This window comes from Parvimonas sp. KA00067, from assembly GCF_001553085.1.
GTDB lineage: Bacteria > Bacillota > Clostridia > Tissierellales > Peptoniphilaceae > Parvimonas > Parvimonas parva.
The window spans coordinates 89,607-110,147 of sequence record NZ_KQ960148.1 but is presented as its reverse complement, the minus strand read 5'-3'; the positions used below and the strand labels follow the sequence as shown (position 1 = coordinate 110,147).

Genomic DNA, 20,541 nt, shown 5'->3' with positions numbered 1-20,541 from the left:
TGTTTATTTTGAACGAAAAGTATTTATTATTAACTTTTAATTCAGTTAATCATACAATGCAAATAGAAAAAGAACTTAAGAACTTAGAAAAGAAATTTAAAACAATTCCAACGCCTAGAGAAGTTAGTCGTTCTTGTGGACTTGCGATATTACTTGACCCAAGCGAACTTGTGACTGTAAAATCATTGAAAGAGGACGGAAAAAATGTTGATTACATTTGGTCTTTTGAAAAAACACAAGATAGAGGAAATGTAATAACGGAGATAAATATTAATGAATAAATTTTTTAAAAATTTTATTTATTCGGAGTCGCTTAAAAGTTTAATTATAAAAATAATTTTATCAGTCATAGTTTTTTTGATTGCTAAAATTATTATTTATATTTTTAAAAAAGCTCTAAAGAATTTAGTTAAAACTTATAAATCGAATGATTTTAGAAATTCTAAAAAAGTAAATTCAATTGTTTCCATATCATCAAGTGTTTTGAAATATATAATTTATTTTATTGTAATAGTTATAATTTTAAGTATTTTTAATGTAAATACATTGTCCTTAATTGCAACTGCTGGAATTGGTGGTATCATCATTGCCTTTGGAGTTCAAAGCATTATCAAAGACCTTTTTAGTGGGATTTTTATTTTACTTGACGACCAATATAATATCGGTGATGATGTAATTATAAATGATATTGCCGGAAATGTTATTACTATAAATATGAGAAATACACAGATACAAGGTTATGATGGAAGTATAAATACCATTTCAAACGGAAGTATTACTACTGTTACAAATTTAAGTAAAAATAACCAAAGATCTATTGTTACTTTCTGTTTTCCAACTGATGTGGATATTGAAAAAGTTAAGAAAATAATAAGCGATTTTTCAACTGAATTTCCAGAAAAACATAAAAGTGTAATCAAAGCTCCTGTATTTTTCGGAGTTACAGAAATGGAAAGTTATTATATAAAAATAGCTGTTGCTCTTTGGAGTAAACAGTCAACACAATGGCAAAATGAAAAAATTTTAAGAGAAGAATTATACAAAAAATTTAAAGAAAAAAATATTGAATTTTTAAAGTTCGAAAATGGTGATAAAATTGTATAAATATCAAGTATCAGACATTGTTGTATTAAAAAAAGAGCATCCTTGCGGAACAAATAGATGGCAAATTTTACGAACCGGCATTGATATAAAATTAAAATGTTTGGGATGTGAAAGAGAAGTTTGGGTTAAGAGAATTGACTTTGAAAAAAGACTTAGAAAAGTTGAAATAGACGGAAAGCTTTATAAAGTTGCCAATCTTTAAAGGAGGTAGTTATGGATTTTTTAGAATTAGCAAAAAATAGATATTCTGTTAGAGAATTTTCTTTTAAAAAGGTTGAAAAAGAAAAGATTTTAAAAATTTTAGAATCTGCAAAAATTGCACCGACTGCAAAAAATAAACAACCGATAAAAATTTATTATTGTACAGATGATGAAAAGCTAAAACTTTTAAATGAATCATCTCCTTGTGAGTACAACGCACAACTTATGTTTGTAATAACTTATGATTTAGACGAATGTTGGTACAACAAACATAGTGGCATACCAAGTGGAATAGTAGATGCGACAATAGTTGCAACACAAATGGTATTAGAGGCTGAGGACTTAGGCTTAGGCTCAGTTTATATTGGAGCTTTTGACCCTGAAATAGTTACTAAAAATTTTGAAATTCCTGAAAAAAATAAAATTGCTATGCTTTTATTTATGGGATATAAAGGAGAAAATGCTATGCCATCTCCAATGCACGAAGAATACAAAAAAGACGAAGAATTATTTGAAGAATTAAAAATTAGATAAGCAGTGGGATTATATGGATAAAATATTAGAAGATTTATTTTCTTTACAAGATATTGAATATAAAAATTTTAATGCAAAACTTATTCCTACAGTAGATAAAGACTTAATAATCGGAGTTAGAACGCCTGATTTAAGAAATTATGCAAAAAAATTATTTAAAGAAGATGAAAAACGAAGCTTTAAGTTTTTAAATAGTCTTCCACATAAATATTATGAAGAAAATAATTTACATGGATTTTTAATTGAGCAAATAAAAGATTTTGATTTAGCTATGGAATATACAGAAAATTTTATTCCTTTTATAGATAATTGGGCGACTTGCGATTCTTTTTGTCCGAAAGTTTTTAAAAAATATGTAAATGAAACTTATGAAAAAATTTTACTTTGGATAAAGTCTGATAAAACTTATGTTGTTCGATATGGAATAGGACTTTTGCTTTCAAATTATTTAGATGAAAATTTTAAAGAGGAACATTTAAAAATTGTTTCAAAGATTAGGTCTGAAGAATATTATATAAATATGATGATTGCTTGGTATTTTGCTACTGCTCTTGCTAAAAAATGGGACAGTACGATTTTCTTTATAGAAAATAAAAAACTTGACGATTGGACTCACAACAAAGCAATTCAAAAAGCAATAGAGAGTAGAAGAATAACTGATGAACAAAAAATATATTTAAGAAGTTTAAAAGTTAAGATAATGAGATAAAAAGAGCGACTGCTCTTTTTTTATTGGACTTGACGAAAATATTTTAATGTTATAAAATTAGATATTATGTATATTGTTGGAGGATTAATGGAAAATCTAAGTACGGTTATCGAAAGATTGAAAAAATTACAACAAAATTTATCAGAAATTGGTGATTCACTTTGACATTTCAAAGTTAGAGGAGACTTATAGAGATTTAGAGGCTCAAACTTTAAAAGAAGATTTCTGGAATGATTCTAAAAGTGCAAAGTCAATTCTTGATAAAATGAAAAGTTTAAAATTTAAAATTGAAACTTTTACTTGTTTAAGTAAAAAAATTTCGGATTCAATAGAATTTTTAGAAATTTTATCTGATGAGGAGTTTATGGAGTATGAGAAAGAAGTTTTAAAAAATATTAAAAATATTGAAAAAGAATATTTTGCATTAAAGTTAGATACTCTAATGGTTGGAGAATATGATTCAAACAATGCTATTTTGGAAATTCATGCAGGAGCAGGGGGAACTGACGCTCAGGACTGGACAGAAATGTTACAACGTTTATATACGAGGTGGATTAGCAATAAGGGTTTTTCATTTTCCATTTTGGATTATAATTCCGATACTGAAGGGGGAATTAAGTCTGTTACTTTAAAGGTTGATGGAGAAAATGCTTATGGCTTTTTAAAGGGAGAAAAGGGCGTTCATAGGCTTGTTAGGATTTCTCCTTATGATTCATCAAATAAAAGGCATACAAGTTTTGCAAGTGTCGATGTATTTCCGGAGATTGAAGAGATTACAGATGTTGAGATAAATCCGAAAGATTTACGGATTGATACTTTCCGTTCAGGTGGAGCGGGTGGTCAGCATGTAAATAAAACGGATTCGGCTGTTAGGATAACTCATATTCCAACGGGCTTAACTGTTTCTTGTCAATCCGAAAGAAGTCAAATGTTTAATAAGGATACGGCTATGAGGCAACTTGTTGCTAAACTTTTGATAATAAAACAAGAAGAAAATAGAGAAAAGATAGAGGATATTCAGGGTAAATATTCACAAATAGCTTGGGGCTCACAGATAAGGTCTTATGTTTTTCAGCCTTATACTCTTGTTAAGGATCATAGAACAGGTTATGAAACAGGAAATGTGGAGTCTGTTATAAATGGTAATATTGATGAATTTATAAATCAATATTTATGTGAATTGATTAAAAAAAGTAGGTGATTTTATGAAAAGAGAAAAAATAACTAGAGCAGTTGCTCTTATATTAGCTTTATTAATGTTAGCCGGAGTTTTTCCAACTGTTATAGGATTATTTAGATAATGTTGGTTATTGATATAAAGTATAACAAGTCAAAGGAAGTTTTTGAAGTGATTTTTGAAGATGAAACAAAACTTCTTTTGAATTATAATATTTTTGAAAAATATAAAGTTTCTGTTGATATGGACTTTTCACAAACAGAAATTTTGGAGATGAAATATTTTTCAGATATTGAAAGAGCAAAGTCAAGAGCGATAAATTATATTTCCGGAAAATTAAAGACAAAATATGAAGTTAGATTAAAACTTAGAGAAAATGAATTTTCAAATGAAGTAATAGATGAAGTTTTAGAAATTTTAGAAAATGAAGAATATTTGAATGACAGGCTTTATTGTGAAATTTTCATCGAGGATAAAAAAAGATTAAACGGTTATGGAAAAAATAAAATAAAATCTTTATTAATTCAAAAGGGAATTTCAAAAAGCATTTTTGAAGACTTTTTAGATAATTTTGAATATGAAGATGAATTTGATAATGCTGTTAAAATGGGTATAAAAAAGTTGAATCTATTGGCAAATGAAGAAGATAAATTTAAGAAAAAGCAGAAAATTATAAATTATTTAGCTTATAGAGGCTTTAGTTTTGATGTAATAAATGATGTTTTAAAGGAAATTTTGTGATGACTTTTGTTTATATTGTAGAGTGTAAGGACGGGAATTTTTACACCGGTTATACAACTGATTTAAAAGGACGGATTGAAAAGCATAATTTGGGACTTGGGGCAAAATATACAAGGGGAAGAACTCCTGTAAAACTTATTTATTTTGAAGTTTTTGAAACAAAGTCTGAGGCGCTTAAAAGAGAGATTAAGATAAAAAAATTAACTAGAATACAAAAAGAAAAATTAGTATTAAATTTTGATAAGAGTAAATTTTCTACTTATATGGAAGGTGATTTTAATGGTAATTAACGAAAATTTATATGAGAAATATAACAATTTAAGAGAAAATTTAGCAGAATTATTACTTTTAAAAGAGGAAATTATTTCAATTAGAAATGATTTAGTTTTAGAGGACGAAGAAAAGTTTAAACTTTTATATAAAAAAAATATAGAAAGTCTTGTAGAGGTGCAAAAACATTTAGAAAGAGATGTTATGAATCTTTTCAGGGCAAATGAAATTTTAAAAACACTTGAATTTTCAAACAATTTTGTCGATGTTAGTCAAGTATATACAATTATAAATTCTGAAAATAATAATAGCAAAAAGTTTAATTCAAACGAAGTTAAAAATTTTGTTGGACTTTTTGATGAACTTGATATTGAGGAAAACAAAAATTGTGATGATGTTTTTAAAGCTATTGCAAAGGAAATATCTCCACATACAAATAGTGAAAATTGGGATAGAGAGCTTTGGAAACAGACTTTAAAGGCAAAGGCTGACGACAGCAAAAGAACTATGAATAAGATTTTTAAGACAATCGAAGAGAAAAGATTGAATAAAAGTCCGATAGATTTTAATATTGATGAATATTCTAAAAATATTAGGACTTTGGAAAATAATTTAGAGTTTTTAGAAAGAGAAGTTAGAAATCTTGGAGAGTCTTGTAAAGATACTCTTGATGAGAAAAAAGTAAAAAAGATGACTAAATTGTTAAAAAAGGTTGAGAATAAAAAAGTTGAAATCAATCATTCAATAGAAATTTTGACAAAAATTAGAAATGGTTTAGTTGACGGCTTTATAGCATCTTTACCTGCAAATAAAAACGGAATGTTAAATTAGGAGGAGAATATGGAATTAAAATACGAAATTACAGAAGAATTAGGAGTTTTATCTGAAAATGAAAAAGGCTGGAGAAAAGAATTAAACTTAGTTAGCTGGAATGAAAGAGACGCTAAGTACGACATAAGAGATTGGAACCCAAGCCACGAAAGAATGTCTAAAGGAGTAACTCTTACAAAAGAAGAAGCTGAGGCTCTTTATGAAATTTTAAAAGAAGAATTTGGAGAATAATGTGAAAAAACTTTTTGGAAAATTTATTTTAGGTCTTTCTAAAGTTTTAGATGTAATTTTGGGAGGACTTGTAAATATTTTATCTTACATTGTAAATTTACTTAGCAGTTTATCTGTATTTTTAGTAATACTTGGAATTGGATTTTTAGCCTTAGGCTCATTTATAATTCCGTTTATACTTATAATTTTACTTGCAAGTCCGTTTTTCTGGGCAGTAATTTTTGTTTTTTTCATCGTGCCGTTTTTGGGAAAGAAATTTATTTCATTTTTAAGGTATGTTAATTATTCATTATGTGAATATTTGAATGATTACGGAAACTTTTTAATGGGAAATAACAAAAACTATTCATCTTTTAGAGAATATAAAAGAAAGTACGAAAGAGCACAAGAAGAACAAAGACAAAGAGAACGTGAAGAAAGACAAAGACGTGAAAGAGAAGAATGGGAAAGACGATTTAATTCATTTAATGAATATTTTTCACAAGGTGGTTTCTATACGAACTATCAAGGTCAAGGTTATCAAGGCTATCAAAATTATAACGGAGCCTACTCCGACCCGTACAGCGACTTTAAAAATAAATTTGAAAAGTCTTGTGATGAGTTGGAATTTAATACCTATGATATAGATTTTTACCAAGTTAAGTTGCAATACAGAAAACTTGCTAAAAAATATCACCCTGATTTGAATAGAGATGTTGACACAACAGAAAAATTTCAACAAATTAATTCAGCTTTTGAATTCTTAACAGAAGAAAATATAAAAAGATATAATCAAATGAAAAGATAGCAAAAATAACTGCTATCTTTTTTAAATTCATAAAATGTGGTAAAATAAATGTATCTTAAAAAAATTTTGGAGGTAGTTATGAATATAGTAGAACGTTTTGTTGAATATGCAAAAATTGATACGCAATCAAATCCTAAGTCTGCGACTGTTCCTTCAACAGAAAAGCAAAAAAACTTGGGTAATTTGCTTGTTAAACAGTTAAAAGAAATGGGAATTGAAAATGCTCATATTGATGAAAAGGGTTATGTTTATGCTCATTTAAAATCAAATGTAGAAAAAAATCTTAAAAAAGTCGGTTTTATTGCACATATGGATACTGCAACAGAACTTACTGGAGCAAATGTAAATCCACAATTTGTTGATTACAAGGGTGGCGATATTAAATTAAATGATGAATTTACGATGTCTGTAAAAGAATTTCCTTGTTTAAATGAAGTTGTTGGAGAAAGACTTATAACAACTGACGGAAATACTTTGTTGGGTGCTGATGATAAGTCAGGTATTGCTATTATTATGGATATGGTTCAAAAAATTATATCAAATAATTTACCACATGGAGATATTTCAATAGGATTTACTCCTGATGAAGAAATCGGACGTGGAGCAGACTGTTTTGATGTTAAAAAATTCGGTGCAGACTTTGCATATACAATTGACGGTGGACCTATCGGAGAACTTGAATATGAAAGTTTCAATGCTTGTAGTGCTGTTGTGGATATTAAAGGAAAGAATGTTCACCCTGGTTCTGCAAAAGATATTATGAGAAATTCACTTATGGTTGCTCATAATCTTTTATCAATGTTACCTGCAAATGAAAGACCTGAACATACTGAAGGTTATGACGGATTTTATCATTTATTAGAAATGAACGGAGATACAGAAAATACTCATATGGAATTTATCATAAGAGATTTTGATAGAGAAAAATTTGAAAATAAAAAAGAATATATGAGAAAAATTGTTGAAGTTTTAAATTTTAAATATGATAATTCAATTAGTTTAGAACTTAAAGATTCTTATTACAATATGAGAGAAAAATTGGAAGACAGAATGGATATAATTGACCTTGCTTACAATTCAATGGTTGAGATTGGAATAACTCCAAAAATTCAAGCAATTAGAGGAGGTACTGACGGTTCAAGACTTTCATTTATGGGACTTCCTTGTCCAAATATTTTTGCAGGTGGATTTAACTTCCACGGAAGATATGAGTTCGTTCCTGTTTCATATATGGAAAAAGGCTCAGAATTACTTGTAAAAATTGTAGAAAATATTGTTAAAGGAGAATAGTATGAATTTAAAACCGGAAAGAGTTTTTCATTATTTTAGAGAGCTTTCAAACATTCCTCACGAATCACATAATGAAAAAGCTATATCTGATTATATTTATAATTTTGGTAAAAGTTTAGGACTTGAAACAAAACAAGATGACATTTTAAATGTTTATATAAGAAAACCTGCTACAAAGGGTTATGAAGATAAACCCGGAATAATTTTACAAGGACATATGGATATGGTTTGTGAAAAGGCTACAAGTTCAAATCATAATTTTGCAACAGATAAGATTGAATGGGTGATAAAGGACGATTTGCTTTTTGCTAATGATACAACATTGGGTGCTGATGACGGGATTGCAGTTGCAATGGCAATGGCTATTTTAGAGGACGATAGTTTAGTTCATCCTGAACTTGAAGTGCTTATAACTGTTACTGAAGAAACTACAATGGCAGGGGCTTTAGGACTTGAAAAAGGACTTTTAAAAGGAAAATATCTTTTTAATATAGACTCTGAAGAAGAAGGAATTTTAACTCTTGGCTCAGCAGGAGGAACTCTATTTAAAACTAATTTGGAATTAAAATTTGAAAATAGGGAAGTAGAGCTTGTTAAACTTCATTTTGACGGATTTTTGGGTGGACATTCAGGAATGGAAATCGGAAAAAATAGAAGAAATATGATTAAAACAATCGCTGAATTTATAAAAGAAACAGGACTTTCCGTTTTAAGTATCGACTGTGGAAATAAAGATAATGCAATTCCTAGAGTTGGAGAAATTGTAATCGAAAATTCTCCAAAATTAGATGAAGTAATTGCTAAATTTGTAGAAAAATATAATGGTGAAGAACAATTGACAATAGACAAAAAGGAAGTTTTTGTAGGAAAAGTTTTAACAAATGCTTTAAAAGACACATTGGTTGAAATTTTAGAAAAATTACCAACAGGAGTAAATACAAAAGATGAAACAGGTATCATAAGTTCTTCAAACCTTGCAATTGTTCAAACCGTCCAAGATGAAATTTTAATTCGTGATTCAATTCGTTCATCATCACTTAGTATCTTAGAAGAAATGAAAACAGCATTTGCTAAAATTTCTGAAAAATTAGGATTGAATTATGAATTTTCAGGTGGTTATCCATCTTGGGAAAAGAAAGAAAATTCAACATTACAAAAATTTGCAAACAAAGTTTATAAAGACTTAACAGGAAAAGAATTTGAAAATATTATAGTTCATGCAGGACTTGAATGTGGAGCAATCTATGAAAAATATCCAAATCTTGAATTAATTTCATTTGGACCTGATATAAGAGGAGCACATACTCCAAAAGAAAATCTTTCAATTTCATCAACTAAAAGAGTTTATGACTTTACACTAAAACTAATCGAAGAAATTGCAAAAAATTAATTTTAAACATTCAAACGGAATAGGGATATTCCGTTTTTTGTGTAAAAAATCTAAAAAACATACCATTTTTGTCATTCTGAGCGAAACGTGAAGTCGAAGAATCTCAAAATTTATTGACAAAAACATTTACCTAAGACACAAAATATGGTACAATATATGAGTATGGAGGTGAGATAATGGATTGTATATTTTGTAAAATTGTTAATGGAGAAATTCCGTCAAATAAAATTTATGAAGATGATGATATAGTTGCATTTAACGATTTATCACCTCAAGCACCGATTCACTTTTTAGTAATTCCTAAAAAGCATATTGAGTCTTGTAATTTTGTAAATAAAGAAAATTCAGAAGTGGTTGGAAAAATATTTGAAAAGATTTCCGAACTTGCAAAAGAAATGGGATTTGATGAGTCAGGTTATAGAATTATTAATAATTGTAACGATGACGGTGGGCAAACAGTTAAGCATCTTCATTTTCATGTCCTGGCAGGACGTAGTTTAAATTGGCCACCGGGTTAAAATTTAATTTTAGTTAAAAATTTTTGAGTTTATATAAATTATATAAAAAAATGTTATGAATTTACTTGAATTTATATTGATTTTGTTGTATAATATGTATGATTATTTCTCAAGGCAGAGTTTGTCTGTATAAAGAGAGGGGGGATATCATGGCAGAAATCAGAGTTGGCGAAAACGAATCTTTAGATAATGCGTTGAAAAGATTTAAAAGACAATGTGCACGTGCTGGAGTGCTTTCAGAATATAGAAAAAGAGAACATTACGAAAAGCCAAGTGTAAAGAGAAAGAAAAAATCAGAGGCAGCAAGAAGAAAAAAGAAAAAATTCTAATTTAATAGCTGTATTAAAAAGTAACTAAAGTCCTTTTATTTAAGGGCTTTTTTTATTGCGAAGAATCGTGGAATGGTATGGGTATTATTGAATTTTATTTTAAAAATTTTCTAAAAAATATTGTTTTTATTATAAACTTTTGATATAATATAATTAACTGTTGTTTAAGGAGGGCTTATGACAAAGAGAGAACAAGAACTTTTAAATATAATTAAAGAAAATCCTTATATTTCTCAAAATGAATTGGCTGATTTGCTGGGTATAAAGAGGTCGTCTGTTGCAGTTCATATTTCAAATTTAATTAAAAAAGGATATTTAGTTGGTAGAGCTTATGTGATTAGCTCTAATTTATCGAAAGATGTTTGTGTCATTGGTGGTTGCAATATCGACTTTATCGCAAAGAGTTTCGATAAAATAAATATGAAAGATTCAAATCCCGGCACTTTGGAATATTCTTTTGGTGGTGTCGCTAAAAATATTGCTGAAAATTTAAAAAGAATGGGAATAGAAAATAAATTTATCAGCGTTTTTGGTGATGATGCTTATTCGAGAGAAATTAAAGAGTATTTAACTAAAGTGGGGATAGATTTTTCAAACAGTAAATTTTTAACAAATAGAGGAATGTCAAACTACATTTCAATTTTAGATGAAAATAATGATTTATTTACAGCTATTTCTGCAATGGAAGTTTTAGAAGAAATTAATATTGAATTCATTTCAAAACATATTGATTTAATAAAAAGCTTTAAGTTTATCGTTATGGATACAAATTTAAGTGAAGATGTGCTTGAATATATTTGCAAAAATTGTCCTAATTCAAAGATAATTGTGGATTGTGTTTCAAGAAAGAAATCTTTAAAAATTAAAAATTTACTAAATTATATTTATCTTATAAAGCCAAATATCTATGAGGCTGAAGAATTAACTGAAGTAGCTTATAATGATGAAAGAGATTTAAAAAATATTGTAGATGTCTTTTTGAAAAAAGGTGTTCAAAAAGTTTTTATCTCAATGGGAGAAAAGGGAATTCTTTATGCTGATAAAAATGATAGTGGAATTGTAAAGATAAATGAAACTGCAAAGGTTGAAAACACTTCAGGTTGTGGCGATGCGTCTATGAGTGGAATCATCTTTGGTGTAGTTAATGAAAAAAATATTTTAGAATGTGCCAAACTTGGCAATGTTGCCGGATTTATAACGGCACAATCAATGGATACAGTTAGTAAACATATTAGCGAAAAAAATCTATTAAATTTTGGAGGAAGTTATGAAATTAGAAAAATATTTAACAATTAGTGAAGAAGTACAAAATGCAATTAAAGAAAATAAACCGGTTGTTGCTTTAGAATCAACAATTATCTCACATGGTATGCCATATCCTAAAAATGTTGAAACAGCTCTTGAAGTTGAAAAAGTTATTAGAGAAAATGGTGCTATTCCTGCTACAATAGCTATTGTAAACGGAGAAATTAAAGTTGGTTTAACTAAAGAAGAAATCGAAGTAATCGGTAAAGCAGGTCTTAGCGTAACAAAAACTTCAAGAAGAGATTTACCTTATGTTGTAGCTAATAAATTAAATGGAGCAACAACAGTTGCCGGAACTATGATTTGTGCTGAACTTGCAGGAATTAAAGTTTTTGCAACAGGTGGAATAGGTGGAGTTCATAGAGGGGCAGAAACTACAATGGATATTTCAGCTGACCTTGAAGAATTAGGACAAACAAATGTTGCAGTTATTTGTGCAGGTTGTAAATCAATTTTGGATATGGGACTTACTTTAGAATACTTAGAAACAAAAGGAGTTCCTGTTTATGGATACCAAACAAATATTTTACCTGCATTCTATACAAGAGAAAGTGATTTTAAGGTAAATAAAATAAATTCAGAAGAAGAAATCGCAAAAGTTTTAAAAACTAAATGGGATTTAGAATTAAACGGTGGAGTTGTTATCGCAAATCCAATTCCAGAAGAATATTCAATGGATAGAGAGGCTATCGACAAAACTATCCTAGACGCTTTAAAAGAGGCAGATGAAAACGGAATAAAAGGAAAAGATACAACACCATTCTTACTTGATAAAGTTCAAAAACTTACACAAGGAAAGAGCTTAGAAGCTAATATCAGATTAGTATTCAATAACGCAAAACTTGCAAGTAAAATAGCAATAGAACTTTCAAACTTAAGATAAGAACTCCACTCATTTACGAGCTTTGCATCGTGTGGGTGCCCGGGAACCTTGTTGTTTCAAAATAAATTACAAAAAAAGTCGGAATAAATTTCTGACTTTTTTGTTTGACAAAATACATTAAAAATAGTAAAATAAACTTATCAAAAATATTAGGAGCTTAAGATGAAAAATAAATGTAAATTTAAAAATTATTATTTACCAATCGGTGCAATTTTTTTATCAATAGCATTAATTCTAAAAAGATATTCTAATATAAATGATATAGTATTAGGATTTTTATTCGGAATTTCTATTGGATTGTTGCTATTAAGTGGATTATATAAAATTAAAAAATAAAATATAGGGCGATGATGGGAGAATATATTATCTATTATAAAGAAAAAGTTGTAGGTGGAATATATGATGAATTACCTTTCCCAAAAGTTAAGAAGAAAATAAAAAGTAAAAATTTTGTTATAAATTAAAATGGATAGCATTTCGCTATCCATTATTTTTTATATTTCTTCTAGTTATAGTTTATTTACTTTGTTTTATTTTTGCTTGTGCTGCTGCAAGTCTTGCGATTGGCACTCTAAATGGTGAGCAGGATACATAGTCAATTCCAACTGCGTTTAGGAATTCTATTGTTTCAGGGTCGCCACCATGTTCTCCACAGATTCCAACGTGAAGATGTGGATTTGTTTCTCTTCCTAGTTTGAATGAAGTTTTGATTAATTTACCAACACCTCTTTGGTCTAGTTTTGAGAATGGATTAAAGTCAAATATTTTTTTGCTTTCATATTCGTTTAAGAATTTTCCGGCATCATCTCTTGAAAAACCAAATGTCATTTGAGTTAGGTCATTTGTACCGTAACTAAAGAATTCTGCTTCTGTTGCGATTTCATCAGCAAGTAGGGCAGCTCTTGGAATTTCAATCATTGTTCCAATTTTGTATTTAATATTTTCGTTTAATTCTTTTAATGTTAATTCGATTTCTTCAACGATTTCTTTTTTAACATATTTTAATTCTTCAATTTCTCCAACTAATGGAATCATTATTTCCGGCGTAATTGAGATATTTAAATCTTTTTGTGCTTTTATTGCAGCATTTATTATTGCTTTTGCTTGCATTCTATATATTTCAGGGAAAGTTACAGCAAGTCTGCAACCTCTATGTCCAAGCATTGGGTTTACTTCTTCCAATTCTAAGATTACATCTCTTAAATGACTTTCTTCGATATTCATTTCTTTTGCTAAATTTTTGATATCTTCATCTTCGTAAGGTAAGAATTCATGTAGAGGTGGGTCAAGTAATCTTATAGTTACTGTTTTTTCTTTTAATACACAGTAAATATCATAGAAGTCTTTTTCTTGCATTGGTCTGATTTTTTCTAATGCATCGATTCTTTGTTCGATTGTTTTTGAAAGAATCATTTGTCTTACAACAGGTATTCTTTCTTTGTCGAAGAACATATGTTCTGTTCTACAAAGTCCGATTCCTTCAGCACCAAATTCAACAGCTTGTTTAGCATCTCTTGGATTATCAGCATTAGCTCTAACGCCTAAATCTTTGATTTCATTTACCCAATCCATAAAGATTTTGAAGTTTCCTGTTAATTGTGGATTTAGTTTTTCGATTTCACCTTTGTAAATAATACCGGTTGTTCCATCAAGTGAAATTACTTCGCCTTCTTTGACGATTTCATTTTGAGTTTTTATAACTTTTTCGATTTCATCAACTTTGATTTCACTAGCTCCGGCGATACAACATTTACCCATTCCTCTTGCAACTACGGCTGCGTGAGAAGTCATTCCACCTCTGGCAGTTAAGATACCTTCAGCTTCAACCATTCCTTCAATATCTTCCGGAGAAGTTTCTTGACGAACTAAAATTACTTTTTCTCCTGCTTTAACAGCATCAACAATGTCTTTTGAGTGGAAGTAAACTTTACCACTTGCAGCTCCCGGAGAGGCAGCAAGACCTCTTGCTAATATAGGAGTATTCTTCATCATTTCAGCATTAAAGATAGGGTGAAGAAGTTGGTCTAAGCTCTTTGGTTCAACTCTTAAAATAGCCTCTTCTTTTGAGATTAAGCCTTCATTAACTAAATCTACTGCTACATTGATTGCAGCATCTGTTGTTCTCTTTCCGTTTCTTGTTTGTAATAAGTACAATTTACCTTTTTCAATAGTAAATTCCAAGTCTTGCATATCTTTATAATGATTTTCTAATGTTTTTGCAATTCTTAAAAATTCATCATAAACTTCCGGCATAATTTCTTTTAATTTTTCGATTGATTCTGGAGTTCTAATACCTGCAACAACGTCTTCTCCTTGTGCATTCATTAAAAATTCTCCAAATAATTTGTTTTCTCCTGTGCTTGGATTACGAGAGAAAGCTACACCGGTACCACTTGTATTACCCATATTACCAAATACCATTGCTTGAACATTTACAGCTGTTCCTAAAGAATCGTCAATACCATTTAATTTTCTATAAACGATAGCTCTTGGATTCATCCAAGATTTGAAAACTGCTTTAATAGCTATGATTAATTGTTCGATAGGGTCTTGTGGAAATTCTTTGCCAGTTTCTTGTTTAAAAATTTTCTTAAATTTTTCAACTAAGCTTTTTAAATCTTCTGCAGTTAATTCTGTGTCTAGTTTTACATTTTTTTCTTCCTTAATTTTGTCAAGTTCATTTTCAAAATAAACTTTTGGAATTTCCATTGCAACATCACTAAACATTTGGATAAATCTTCTGTAACTATCGAATGCAAATCTTTCATTACTTGTAGAGTTTGCAAGACCGATAACTGATTCATCGTTAAGACCTAAGTTAAGAATAGTATCCATCATACCAGGCATTGATATAACGGCACCACTTCTTACAGAAAATAATAGAGGATTTTCTGTACTTGAAAAACTTTTTTGTAGCTTGTTTTCACAGTCTTTAATGTGAGTTTTGATTTCTTCAATTAAATCATCAGAAATTTTTTCATCATTTTTGTAAAAATTATTACAAGCCTCAGTAGTAATAGTAAAACCAAAAGGAACATTTAGTCCAATATTAGTCATTTCGGCAAGGTTAGCTCCTTTACCGCCCAATAAAGCTCTCATATCTTTATTGCCTTCGTCAAAATTGTAAACAAATTTGCTCATTTTTTCCTCCAATTACTTATTAATTTTTAATAGATGTTTTAAAATAATATCTGCTGTTTCTTCAATAGCTTTTGTAGATACATCTATTACAGGACAACCTATTTTTTTCATTATTCGGCTAGAATATTCAAGTTCTTCAAGTATCCTATTTGAATTTGAATAAATACTATTATCAGGAAGACCTAAAGATTTTAGTCTTTCCTTTCTTATACTTTCCAACTTTTCTGGTGAATTAGTTAAGCCAATTATTTTTTTAGGCGAAACTTTGAATAATTCATCTGGAACCGGCGTTTCTGGAACCAAAGGAATATTTGCAACTCTAATGTTTTTATTTGCAAGATACATAGACAATGGAGTTTTAGACGTACGAGAAATTCCAATAATTACAAGGTCTGCAATTAAAACTCCTCTTGGGTCTTTTCCGTCATCATAACGAACTGCAAATTCAATAGAGTCAATTCTTCTAAAATATTCTTCATTTAGTTTTCTAAGTGCTCCAGGAGTATTACCGGGAGTTGTGTTGCTTACTCTTTGAATAGCTAAAATAGACGCAGAAAGCAAATCTACATTTGTTATAGAATGTAGCTCTGAGAATTTTTTAACATAATCTAAAAGAGATGCATCAACTAAAGAATAAAATAAAATAGAATTTTCAGTTTCTTTACATTTGTTTAATATCTCTGAAAGTTCTAAAAATTCTCTTGTATGAGAAAATCTTTCAAGAGTATATTCAATGCCATTAAACTGAGCAAGAGCAGCACGTGCAAGTTGTTCTGCTGTTTCTCCAGTAGAGTCAGAAATTAAAAAAATGTTAAGCATTTATCTTCCTCCTTACTAAATATATTATAAACTTTTAATTAAATAAATACAAGTTTTTTATCAATTTTACTTTTGAAATTAAATATGATAAAATAAAGCAATAATATAAATTATTCATTTGCTTATTGTATAATATGAAAAATGATTATTTTATTTTAAAATGAGGTATTTAATATAATATTGTTTTTATATTTAATAAAATGGAGGTGTGTTTTTTGATAAAGAAAAGTAAAAAAACAAAAACCGGTAAGTTTATAGGAAAGAAGATAGCAATATTTGTAGGAGCGTTAATTCTATCTATTTATTTACTTGGAGTTATTATTTTTTCTTTTGTAGCTTTACCTAACACAAAAATAAATGGAAATGATGTTAGTTATGTTATGATAGATGATGTGTTTAACAAAGACTGGACTGATACATCTATTAAATTGAATCGTGCTGATGGTAAAAGTGATTTTTTTAAGCCGGAAAAAATAAATTATAAAGAAGAATATTTGGCAGATAAGAAAATTTTACAAAATCAATTCGCTTGGCCTATTTCTTTCTTTACAAGCCGTAATTTAAAATTGGAAGTAAATGTAAGTTACGATAATGAAAAGTTCGAAGAGTTTTTGAAAAATACTTTGATTTTAAAGGGAGTAAAGCACCCTGAAGATGCAAAAATAATTTTTAAAGATGGACAATATATTATAAAAGATGAAATTTTAGGAACATATACTACTAAAGAAAAATTGAAAGAGGCAATTTTGATTGCTTTGTCTGAAAGAAAAGATAGTATAGATATGAGTAAAATTTCTGAACAGCCGAAGATAAAGAAAGACGATGCATCTTTGCAAGAGGCTCTTAAAAAATATCAAAAAATTTCAAAGTTAAAATATGAAATTTCCATAGGGTCAAATAAAGAAATATTAGACGGAGAAATTTTAGCTAATATTTTTACTTTTGTAGATGGTGAACTAAAACCTGATGAAGGAAAAGTAAAAGACTATATTAGAAGAATTGCGATAAAGTATGATACTTTCGGAATGGATAGAAAATTCAAAACTACCGGCAAAGGTGAAATTACAGTTCCCGGAAAAGATGGAATTTACGGTTGGCAAATTGATGTTAATAAAACGAAAGACCTTTTGATAGAGAAACTTTTAGCGTATGAATCAACTGCTATTGAGCCTGTATTTATACACAAAGGCTTGTCTTATGAAAATACTGACGATATAGGGAATACTTATATAGAAATAGATTTAACCAGACAACATATGTGGTTCTATAAAGATGGGAAACTTCTTTTAGATACTGATGTTGTTACTGGAGATGTTAGCAAAAAAGTTGAAACACAAATCGGTGTTATGAAAGTTTGGAGTCGTGAAAAGGATAGGAATCTTAAAGGCTTATCTCCGATAGGTTACGATTATGTTGCTCACGTTGATTACTGGATGCCTATAAATTGGAAAGGCGTTGGTATTCACGATGCTACTTGGAGAAATGGAAAATTTGGAGGAAATATTTATAAAACTTCAGGAAGTTATGGTTGTATAAATACACCACTAGAAAAAGTAAAACAAATTTATGAAAATGTCCAAATAAATACTCCGGTTATTGTTTATAAGAGTAATTAAATTTAAAAGCAAGTAGATAAAATCTATTTGCTTTTTTGATGCCACTAACAAAAAATAAATTACGTACAATAATTTTAATTGATAAAATGTTTACATTGTGATAAAATAATAATATAAAGATAGGAGAGTGATACTATGGGTAAGTTAGAAGAAATATATTTTAAGTCACTAAAATCATTAGATTTTTCCGGTCTTACTAAATTTTTCTTTGAAAACAGTATTATTTCTTATATTATTGGAATTGTTTTAATTTATATTCTTTTTAAATTATTAAAATTCCCTTTAAAAATTATAAAAAAGATTATTTTGAATTCTATAATTGGATATGTAATTTTATATATTCTGTTTCTTTTTAAGATTGTAATAGTACCATTTACTTATATAAGTTATTTTCTAGTTGGTACTTTTGGAATAGTAGGAATAATTTTATCATATTTATTTTATTCAATTTAGGGAGATAAAAAATGGGTTTATTTATTACTTTTGAAGGTCCGGACGGTTGTGGTAAGACTTCAATAATAAATTTATTGAAGGAATATTATAAAAATAATGAAAAGATAATTTTCACAAGAGAACCGGGTGGAACGAAAATATCAGAAAAAATTAGAGAAATTATTTTATCTAATGATAATAGTGAAATGTCAGCTCGTACAGAGGCGTTACTTTATTCAGCAAGTCGTGCCCAACATATTGATGAACTTATAAAACCGAATTTAGAAAAAGGAAATGTGATTATTTCAGATAGATTTGTTTTAAGTTCACTTGCTTATCAAGGTGGTGGTAGAGAACTTGGCGTTGAAAATGTTAAGAAAATAAATGATTTTGCAATAAATGGAGTTAATCCGGATATGGTGATTTTCTTTTATGTTGACCCTCTAACAACCTTGAAGAGAAAATCTTTAAGTGATGAGGCAGATAGGCTTGAACTTTCAGGAGATAATTTCCATAGTAGAGTTTATAATACATATATGGAACTTCTTGAAGAAATGAAAAATGAAAAATTTTTGAAAAAAGTTGATGCTACAAAGAGTATGATGGAAGTTTTTGAAGATGTAAAAAATATAATAGATGAGAAATTGGAGGAATTGCTATGAAGATGATAATTGCAATAGTTCAAGATCAAGACTTGAACCCTTTACAAGACGATTTAACTGAAAAAGGTTTTAGAATGACAAACCTTGCGTCAACAGGTGGATTTTTAAGAGCAGGAAACTCAACTCTTTTAATCGGTGTTGAAGAAGAAAAATTAGATGAATGTCTAAAGATTATTGAAGAAAATTGTAAATCAAGAGAAATTACAACGTCAGTTCTAAGCGTTACTATGCCGGGGGATGCATATATTCCATTCCCTATGGAAGTTTTAGTTGGAGGAGCAACAGTTTTTGTTCTTGATGTTGTAGATTTCGTTAGAATGTAGGTGATATTATGAAACTTATTATGGCTATTATACAAGACCACATTGTTCAAGATGTTTTAAACGAACTTTCTGAAAATAAGGTTAGAGCTACTAAATTATCTTCAACAGGGGGATTTTTCAAAAAAGGAAATACTACTGTTTTGATAGGGATAGAAGATGAAAAAGTAGATAGAGTTAAAGAAATGATTTTAAATATTTCAAAAAATAAAGAAACTGTTGATGATAAAACTGCTAATACTGTAATGTTTGTTTTAAATATGAATCAATTAGTAAGGATGTAGTTTATGAATTATGCTCTTTTTAAAGAGAAGTTGGATTCTTTGACTTTTTCTCAGAATTATATAGTTGAGGGAAGTGAAAGCTTTTTGGAAAAAGTTTCTAGTGAGCTTATAAAAAAAGTTTTAAATCCTGATGATGAATTTAAAAATTCAAGAGAAATTGAAGAAAATACTCACCCCGACTTGATGATAGTAGAACCTGAAAGGAATAATATTTCTATTGATTCTATTAGAAATATGATTGAGTATGTTCAAAAAAGACCTTTAGATTCAAAATATAAATTAGTTATCATAAAGGGTGGGCAGTTTTTAAGAACAGAATCTTCAAACGCTTTGTTAAAAACTTTAGAAGAATCTTTTGATTATGTTATAATCTGTATTTTAGTAGATTCAAGATACAAACTTTTGTCAACCATAAGAAGTAGATGTATCTTTGTTTCCGAAACGGATTTAACAGAAGTTTTTGATTACTCTGAGTATGGAAAACTATTAGAAATTTTATCAATGGCTTTAAAAGGAGATTTTTTAGCTATATATGATTCTAAGAATAAGGAGTATTTGTTAGGTTTAAAGGAAGATAGAAATTTCCTGCCACTACTATATGATTTCTTTAAAGAGTTTTATATGTTTTTAGAAACTAAAAAAGATAGTTCAAACAGAGATATTTTAAAAATATTTAAAAACAATGTTAATTTTGATAAAGAAAAATTGCTTAAAATTTTAAAATCGATAGAAATTGTTAGAGAAAATTTGTATAATAATGTAAATTTTCAACTATCTATTGAAAAAATATTTATAACAATTTTAAGATAGTTGGAGGAGCTTATGGAAAATTTTGCTAATATTATTACTCTTATGAATGTTAACAGCAGTAGAAAATTATTTTTAGCAGTAGGAGCTGTTAGTTTATTAGCAATGGGAGTAGTTATATTTTTAAAGAGAAAGAAATAGATAAATATAAAAAGGATAT

27 protein-coding genes are annotated in these 20,541 nt (G+C 28.5%); 25 read left to right on the top strand and 2 right to left on the bottom strand.

Annotated features, from left to right (window positions below; genetic code table 11):
• Nucleotides 1-8: 8 nt before the first annotated feature.
• From HMPREF3181_RS03525 to HMPREF3181_RS07840, 18 genes are all read left to right on the top strand, one after another.
• Nucleotides 9-281 (top strand): putative Se/S carrier protein, encoded by a 273-nt coding sequence (locus HMPREF3181_RS03525; protein ID WP_068473072.1) that lies wholly within the window; start codon nt 9-11, stop codon nt 279-281.
• The gene (locus tag HMPREF3181_RS03520) at nt 274-1,104 is read left to right on the top strand and encodes a mechanosensitive ion channel family protein (RefSeq protein WP_068473069.1); all 831 of its coding nucleotides are present in this window, start codon (nt 274-276) and stop codon (nt 1,102-1,104) included. The genes HMPREF3181_RS03525 and HMPREF3181_RS03520 overlap by 8 nt, the downstream gene beginning before the upstream one ends.
• Complete coding sequence (locus tag HMPREF3181_RS03515; protein ID WP_369817069.1) at nt 1,085-1,306, top strand: DUF951 domain-containing protein; 222 nt, start codon at nt 1,085-1,087, stop codon at nt 1,304-1,306. Before HMPREF3181_RS03520 ends, HMPREF3181_RS03515 begins: the two co-directional genes overlap by 20 nt.
• Nucleotides 1,307-1,317: 11 nt before the next feature.
• Nucleotides 1,318-1,839, top strand: a complete 522-nt coding sequence (locus HMPREF3181_RS03510; protein WP_068473063.1) for a nitroreductase family protein — start codon at nt 1,318-1,320, stop codon at nt 1,837-1,839.
• 13 nt (nt 1,840-1,852) lie between these two features.
• The gene (locus HMPREF3181_RS03505) at nt 1,853-2,548 is read left to right on the top strand and encodes a DNA alkylation repair protein (protein WP_068473060.1); all 696 of its coding nucleotides are present in this window, start codon (nt 1,853-1,855) and stop codon (nt 2,546-2,548) included.
• 87 nt (nt 2,549-2,635) lie between these two features.
• Nucleotides 2,636-3,749, top strand: a protein-coding gene (gene prfB, locus HMPREF3181_RS03500) for a peptide chain release factor 2 (RefSeq protein WP_197415918.1) whose coding sequence is annotated in 2 segments (ribosomal slippage) — nt 2,636-2,710 and nt 2,712-3,749 — 1,113 coding nt in all. Because the reading frame shifts where the segments join, the coding sequence is not laid out codon by codon here.
• A gap of 99 nt (nt 3,750-3,848) precedes the next feature.
• On the top strand, nt 3,849-4,466 hold the full coding sequence (locus tag HMPREF3181_RS07495) for a regulatory protein RecX (protein WP_082713890.1): 618 nt from the start codon (nt 3,849-3,851) through the stop codon (nt 4,464-4,466).
• A complete protein-coding gene (locus HMPREF3181_RS03490; protein ID WP_068473053.1) occupies nt 4,466-4,756 on the top strand; it encodes a GIY-YIG nuclease family protein in 291 nt (96 codons plus the stop codon). Before HMPREF3181_RS07495 ends, HMPREF3181_RS03490 begins: the two co-directional genes overlap by 1 nt.
• The gene (locus HMPREF3181_RS03485; protein ID WP_068473050.1) at nt 4,746-5,567 is read left to right on the top strand and encodes a hypothetical protein; all 822 of its coding nucleotides are present in this window, start codon (nt 4,746-4,748) and stop codon (nt 5,565-5,567) included. The genes HMPREF3181_RS03490 and HMPREF3181_RS03485 overlap by 11 nt, the downstream gene beginning before the upstream one ends.
• Nucleotides 5,568-5,576: 9 nt before the next feature.
• The gene (locus HMPREF3181_RS03480) at nt 5,577-5,798 is read left to right on the top strand and encodes a YdbC family protein (RefSeq protein WP_068473047.1); all 222 of its coding nucleotides are present in this window, start codon (nt 5,577-5,579) and stop codon (nt 5,796-5,798) included.
• A gap of 1 nt (nt 5,799) precedes the next feature.
• Entirely contained in the window at nt 5,800-6,585 is a 786-nt protein-coding gene (locus HMPREF3181_RS03475) for a J domain-containing protein (RefSeq protein ID WP_068473045.1), read from the top strand.
• Nucleotides 6,586-6,663: 78 nt separating this feature from the next.
• Complete coding sequence (gene pepT / locus HMPREF3181_RS03470; protein ID WP_068473042.1) at nt 6,664-7,875, top strand: peptidase T; 1,212 nt, start codon at nt 6,664-6,666, stop codon at nt 7,873-7,875.
• Nucleotide 7,876: 1 nt separating this feature from the next.
• Entirely contained in the window at nt 7,877-9,265 is a 1,389-nt protein-coding gene (gene pepD / locus HMPREF3181_RS03465) for a beta-Ala-His dipeptidase (RefSeq protein WP_068473039.1), read from the top strand.
• A gap of 176 nt (nt 9,266-9,441) precedes the next feature.
• Nucleotides 9,442-9,783, top strand: coding sequence for a histidine triad nucleotide-binding protein (locus HMPREF3181_RS03460; RefSeq protein ID WP_082713889.1), 342 nt, complete (start codon nt 9,442-9,444; stop codon nt 9,781-9,783).
• A 149-nt stretch (nt 9,784-9,932) separates the two neighbouring features.
• A complete protein-coding gene (gene rpsU / locus HMPREF3181_RS03455) occupies nt 9,933-10,112 on the top strand; it encodes a 30S ribosomal protein S21 (protein ID WP_004832359.1) in 180 nt (59 codons plus the stop codon).
• Nucleotides 10,113-10,289: 177 nt separating this feature from the next.
• Nucleotides 10,290-11,408, top strand: coding sequence for a carbohydrate kinase (locus HMPREF3181_RS03450; protein ID WP_068473033.1), 1,119 nt, complete (start codon nt 10,290-10,292; stop codon nt 11,406-11,408).
• Complete coding sequence (locus HMPREF3181_RS03445; RefSeq protein ID WP_068473031.1) at nt 11,380-12,300, top strand: pseudouridine-5'-phosphate glycosidase; 921 nt, start codon at nt 11,380-11,382, stop codon at nt 12,298-12,300. Before HMPREF3181_RS03450 ends, HMPREF3181_RS03445 begins: the two co-directional genes overlap by 29 nt.
• Nucleotides 12,301-12,462: 162 nt before the next feature.
• Nucleotides 12,463-12,636, top strand: a complete 174-nt coding sequence (locus tag HMPREF3181_RS07840) for a hypothetical protein (RefSeq protein WP_197415917.1) — start codon at nt 12,463-12,465, stop codon at nt 12,634-12,636.
• Between the two features lie 180 nt (nt 12,637-12,816).
• On the opposite strand, the gene ppdK is transcribed toward HMPREF3181_RS07840, so the two are convergent.
• A complete protein-coding gene (gene ppdK, locus HMPREF3181_RS03440; RefSeq protein ID WP_068473028.1) occupies nt 12,817-15,441 on the bottom strand; it encodes a pyruvate, phosphate dikinase in 2,625 nt (874 codons plus the stop codon).
• A gap of 12 nt (nt 15,442-15,453) precedes the next feature.
• Nucleotides 15,454-16,260, bottom strand: a complete 807-nt coding sequence (locus tag HMPREF3181_RS03435) for a pyruvate, water dikinase regulatory protein (protein ID WP_068473025.1) — start codon at nt 16,258-16,260, stop codon at nt 15,454-15,456.
• A gap of 206 nt (nt 16,261-16,466) precedes the next feature.
• Between HMPREF3181_RS03435 and HMPREF3181_RS03430 the strand changes: the two genes are divergently transcribed.
• From HMPREF3181_RS03430 to HMPREF3181_RS07675, 7 genes are all read left to right on the top strand, one after another.
• Nucleotides 16,467-17,876: a L,D-transpeptidase family protein gene (locus HMPREF3181_RS03430; protein ID WP_231723261.1), complete on the top strand. Its 1,410-nt coding sequence runs from the start codon at nt 16,467-16,469 to the stop codon at nt 17,874-17,876.
• Between the two features lie 135 nt (nt 17,877-18,011).
• Nucleotides 18,012-18,329 (top strand): pro-sigmaK processing inhibitor BofA family protein, encoded by a 318-nt coding sequence (locus HMPREF3181_RS03425; protein ID WP_068473020.1) that lies wholly within the window; start codon nt 18,012-18,014, stop codon nt 18,327-18,329.
• A gap of 11 nt (nt 18,330-18,340) precedes the next feature.
• Nucleotides 18,341-18,970 (top strand): dTMP kinase, encoded by a 630-nt coding sequence (tmk, locus tag HMPREF3181_RS03420; protein ID WP_068473017.1) that lies wholly within the window; start codon nt 18,341-18,343, stop codon nt 18,968-18,970.
• A complete protein-coding gene (locus HMPREF3181_RS03415) occupies nt 18,967-19,293 on the top strand; it encodes a cyclic-di-AMP receptor (RefSeq protein ID WP_068473014.1) in 327 nt (108 codons plus the stop codon). The genes tmk and HMPREF3181_RS03415 overlap by 4 nt, the downstream gene beginning before the upstream one ends.
• A gap of 8 nt (nt 19,294-19,301) precedes the next feature.
• The gene (locus tag HMPREF3181_RS03410) at nt 19,302-19,574 is read left to right on the top strand and encodes a cyclic-di-AMP receptor (protein WP_068473011.1); all 273 of its coding nucleotides are present in this window, start codon (nt 19,302-19,304) and stop codon (nt 19,572-19,574) included.
• Nucleotides 19,575-19,577: 3 nt separating this feature from the next.
• Nucleotides 19,578-20,384, top strand: a complete 807-nt coding sequence (locus HMPREF3181_RS03405; RefSeq protein WP_068473008.1) for a hypothetical protein — start codon at nt 19,578-19,580, stop codon at nt 20,382-20,384.
• Nucleotides 20,385-20,396: 12 nt separating this feature from the next.
• Nucleotides 20,397-20,522, top strand: coding sequence for an LPXTG cell wall anchor domain-containing protein (locus tag HMPREF3181_RS07675; RefSeq protein ID WP_231698822.1), 126 nt, complete (start codon nt 20,397-20,399; stop codon nt 20,520-20,522).
• Nucleotides 20,523-20,541: the final 19 nt, after the last annotated feature.

Excerpts from the sequence above, each read along its gene's own strand:
- HMPREF3181_RS03520 (WP_068473069.1), top strand. The coding sequence starts at position 274 with ATGAATAAATTTTTTAAAAATTTTATTTATTCGGAGTCGCTTAAAAGT.
- HMPREF3181_RS03515 (WP_369817069.1), top strand. The coding sequence starts at position 1,085 with ATGGTGATAAAATTGTATAAATATCAAGTATCAGACATTGTTGTATTA.
- HMPREF3181_RS03510 (WP_068473063.1), top strand. The coding sequence starts at position 1,318 with ATGGATTTTTTAGAATTAGCAAAAAATAGATATTCTGTTAGAGAATTT.
- HMPREF3181_RS03505 (WP_068473060.1), top strand. The coding sequence starts at position 1,853 with ATGGATAAAATATTAGAAGATTTATTTTCTTTACAAGATATTGAATAT.
- HMPREF3181_RS07495 (WP_082713890.1), top strand. The coding sequence starts at position 3,849 with ATGTTGGTTATTGATATAAAGTATAACAAGTCAAAGGAAGTTTTTGAA.
- HMPREF3181_RS03490 (WP_068473053.1), top strand. The coding sequence starts at position 4,466 with ATGACTTTTGTTTATATTGTAGAGTGTAAGGACGGGAATTTTTACACC.
- HMPREF3181_RS03485 (WP_068473050.1), top strand. The coding sequence starts at position 4,746 with ATGGTAATTAACGAAAATTTATATGAGAAATATAACAATTTAAGAGAA.
- HMPREF3181_RS03480 (WP_068473047.1), top strand. The coding sequence starts at position 5,577 with ATGGAATTAAAATACGAAATTACAGAAGAATTAGGAGTTTTATCTGAA.
- pepT (WP_068473042.1), top strand. The coding sequence starts at position 6,664 with ATGAATATAGTAGAACGTTTTGTTGAATATGCAAAAATTGATACGCAA.
- pepD (WP_068473039.1), top strand. The coding sequence starts at position 7,877 with ATGAATTTAAAACCGGAAAGAGTTTTTCATTATTTTAGAGAGCTTTCA.
- HMPREF3181_RS03460 (WP_082713889.1), top strand. The coding sequence starts at position 9,442 with ATGGATTGTATATTTTGTAAAATTGTTAATGGAGAAATTCCGTCAAAT.
- rpsU (WP_004832359.1), top strand. The coding sequence starts at position 9,933 with ATGGCAGAAATCAGAGTTGGCGAAAACGAATCTTTAGATAATGCGTTG.
- HMPREF3181_RS03450 (WP_068473033.1), top strand. The coding sequence starts at position 10,290 with ATGACAAAGAGAGAACAAGAACTTTTAAATATAATTAAAGAAAATCCT.
- HMPREF3181_RS03445 (WP_068473031.1), top strand. The coding sequence starts at position 11,380 with ATGAAATTAGAAAAATATTTAACAATTAGTGAAGAAGTACAAAATGCA.
- HMPREF3181_RS07840 (WP_197415917.1), top strand. The coding sequence starts at position 12,463 with ATGAAAAATAAATGTAAATTTAAAAATTATTATTTACCAATCGGTGCA.
- ppdK (WP_068473028.1), bottom strand. The coding sequence starts at position 15,441 with ATGAGCAAATTTGTTTACAATTTTGACGAAGGCAATAAAGATATGAGA.
- HMPREF3181_RS03435 (WP_068473025.1), bottom strand. The coding sequence starts at position 16,260 with ATGCTTAACATTTTTTTAATTTCTGACTCTACTGGAGAAACAGCAGAA.
- HMPREF3181_RS03425 (WP_068473020.1), top strand. The coding sequence starts at position 18,012 with ATGGGTAAGTTAGAAGAAATATATTTTAAGTCACTAAAATCATTAGAT.
- tmk (WP_068473017.1), top strand. The coding sequence starts at position 18,341 with ATGGGTTTATTTATTACTTTTGAAGGTCCGGACGGTTGTGGTAAGACT.
- HMPREF3181_RS03415 (WP_068473014.1), top strand. The coding sequence starts at position 18,967 with ATGAAGATGATAATTGCAATAGTTCAAGATCAAGACTTGAACCCTTTA.
- HMPREF3181_RS03410 (WP_068473011.1), top strand. The coding sequence starts at position 19,302 with ATGAAACTTATTATGGCTATTATACAAGACCACATTGTTCAAGATGTT.
- HMPREF3181_RS03405 (WP_068473008.1), top strand. The coding sequence starts at position 19,578 with ATGAATTATGCTCTTTTTAAAGAGAAGTTGGATTCTTTGACTTTTTCT.
- HMPREF3181_RS07675 (WP_231698822.1), top strand. The coding sequence starts at position 20,397 with ATGGAAAATTTTGCTAATATTATTACTCTTATGAATGTTAACAGCAGT.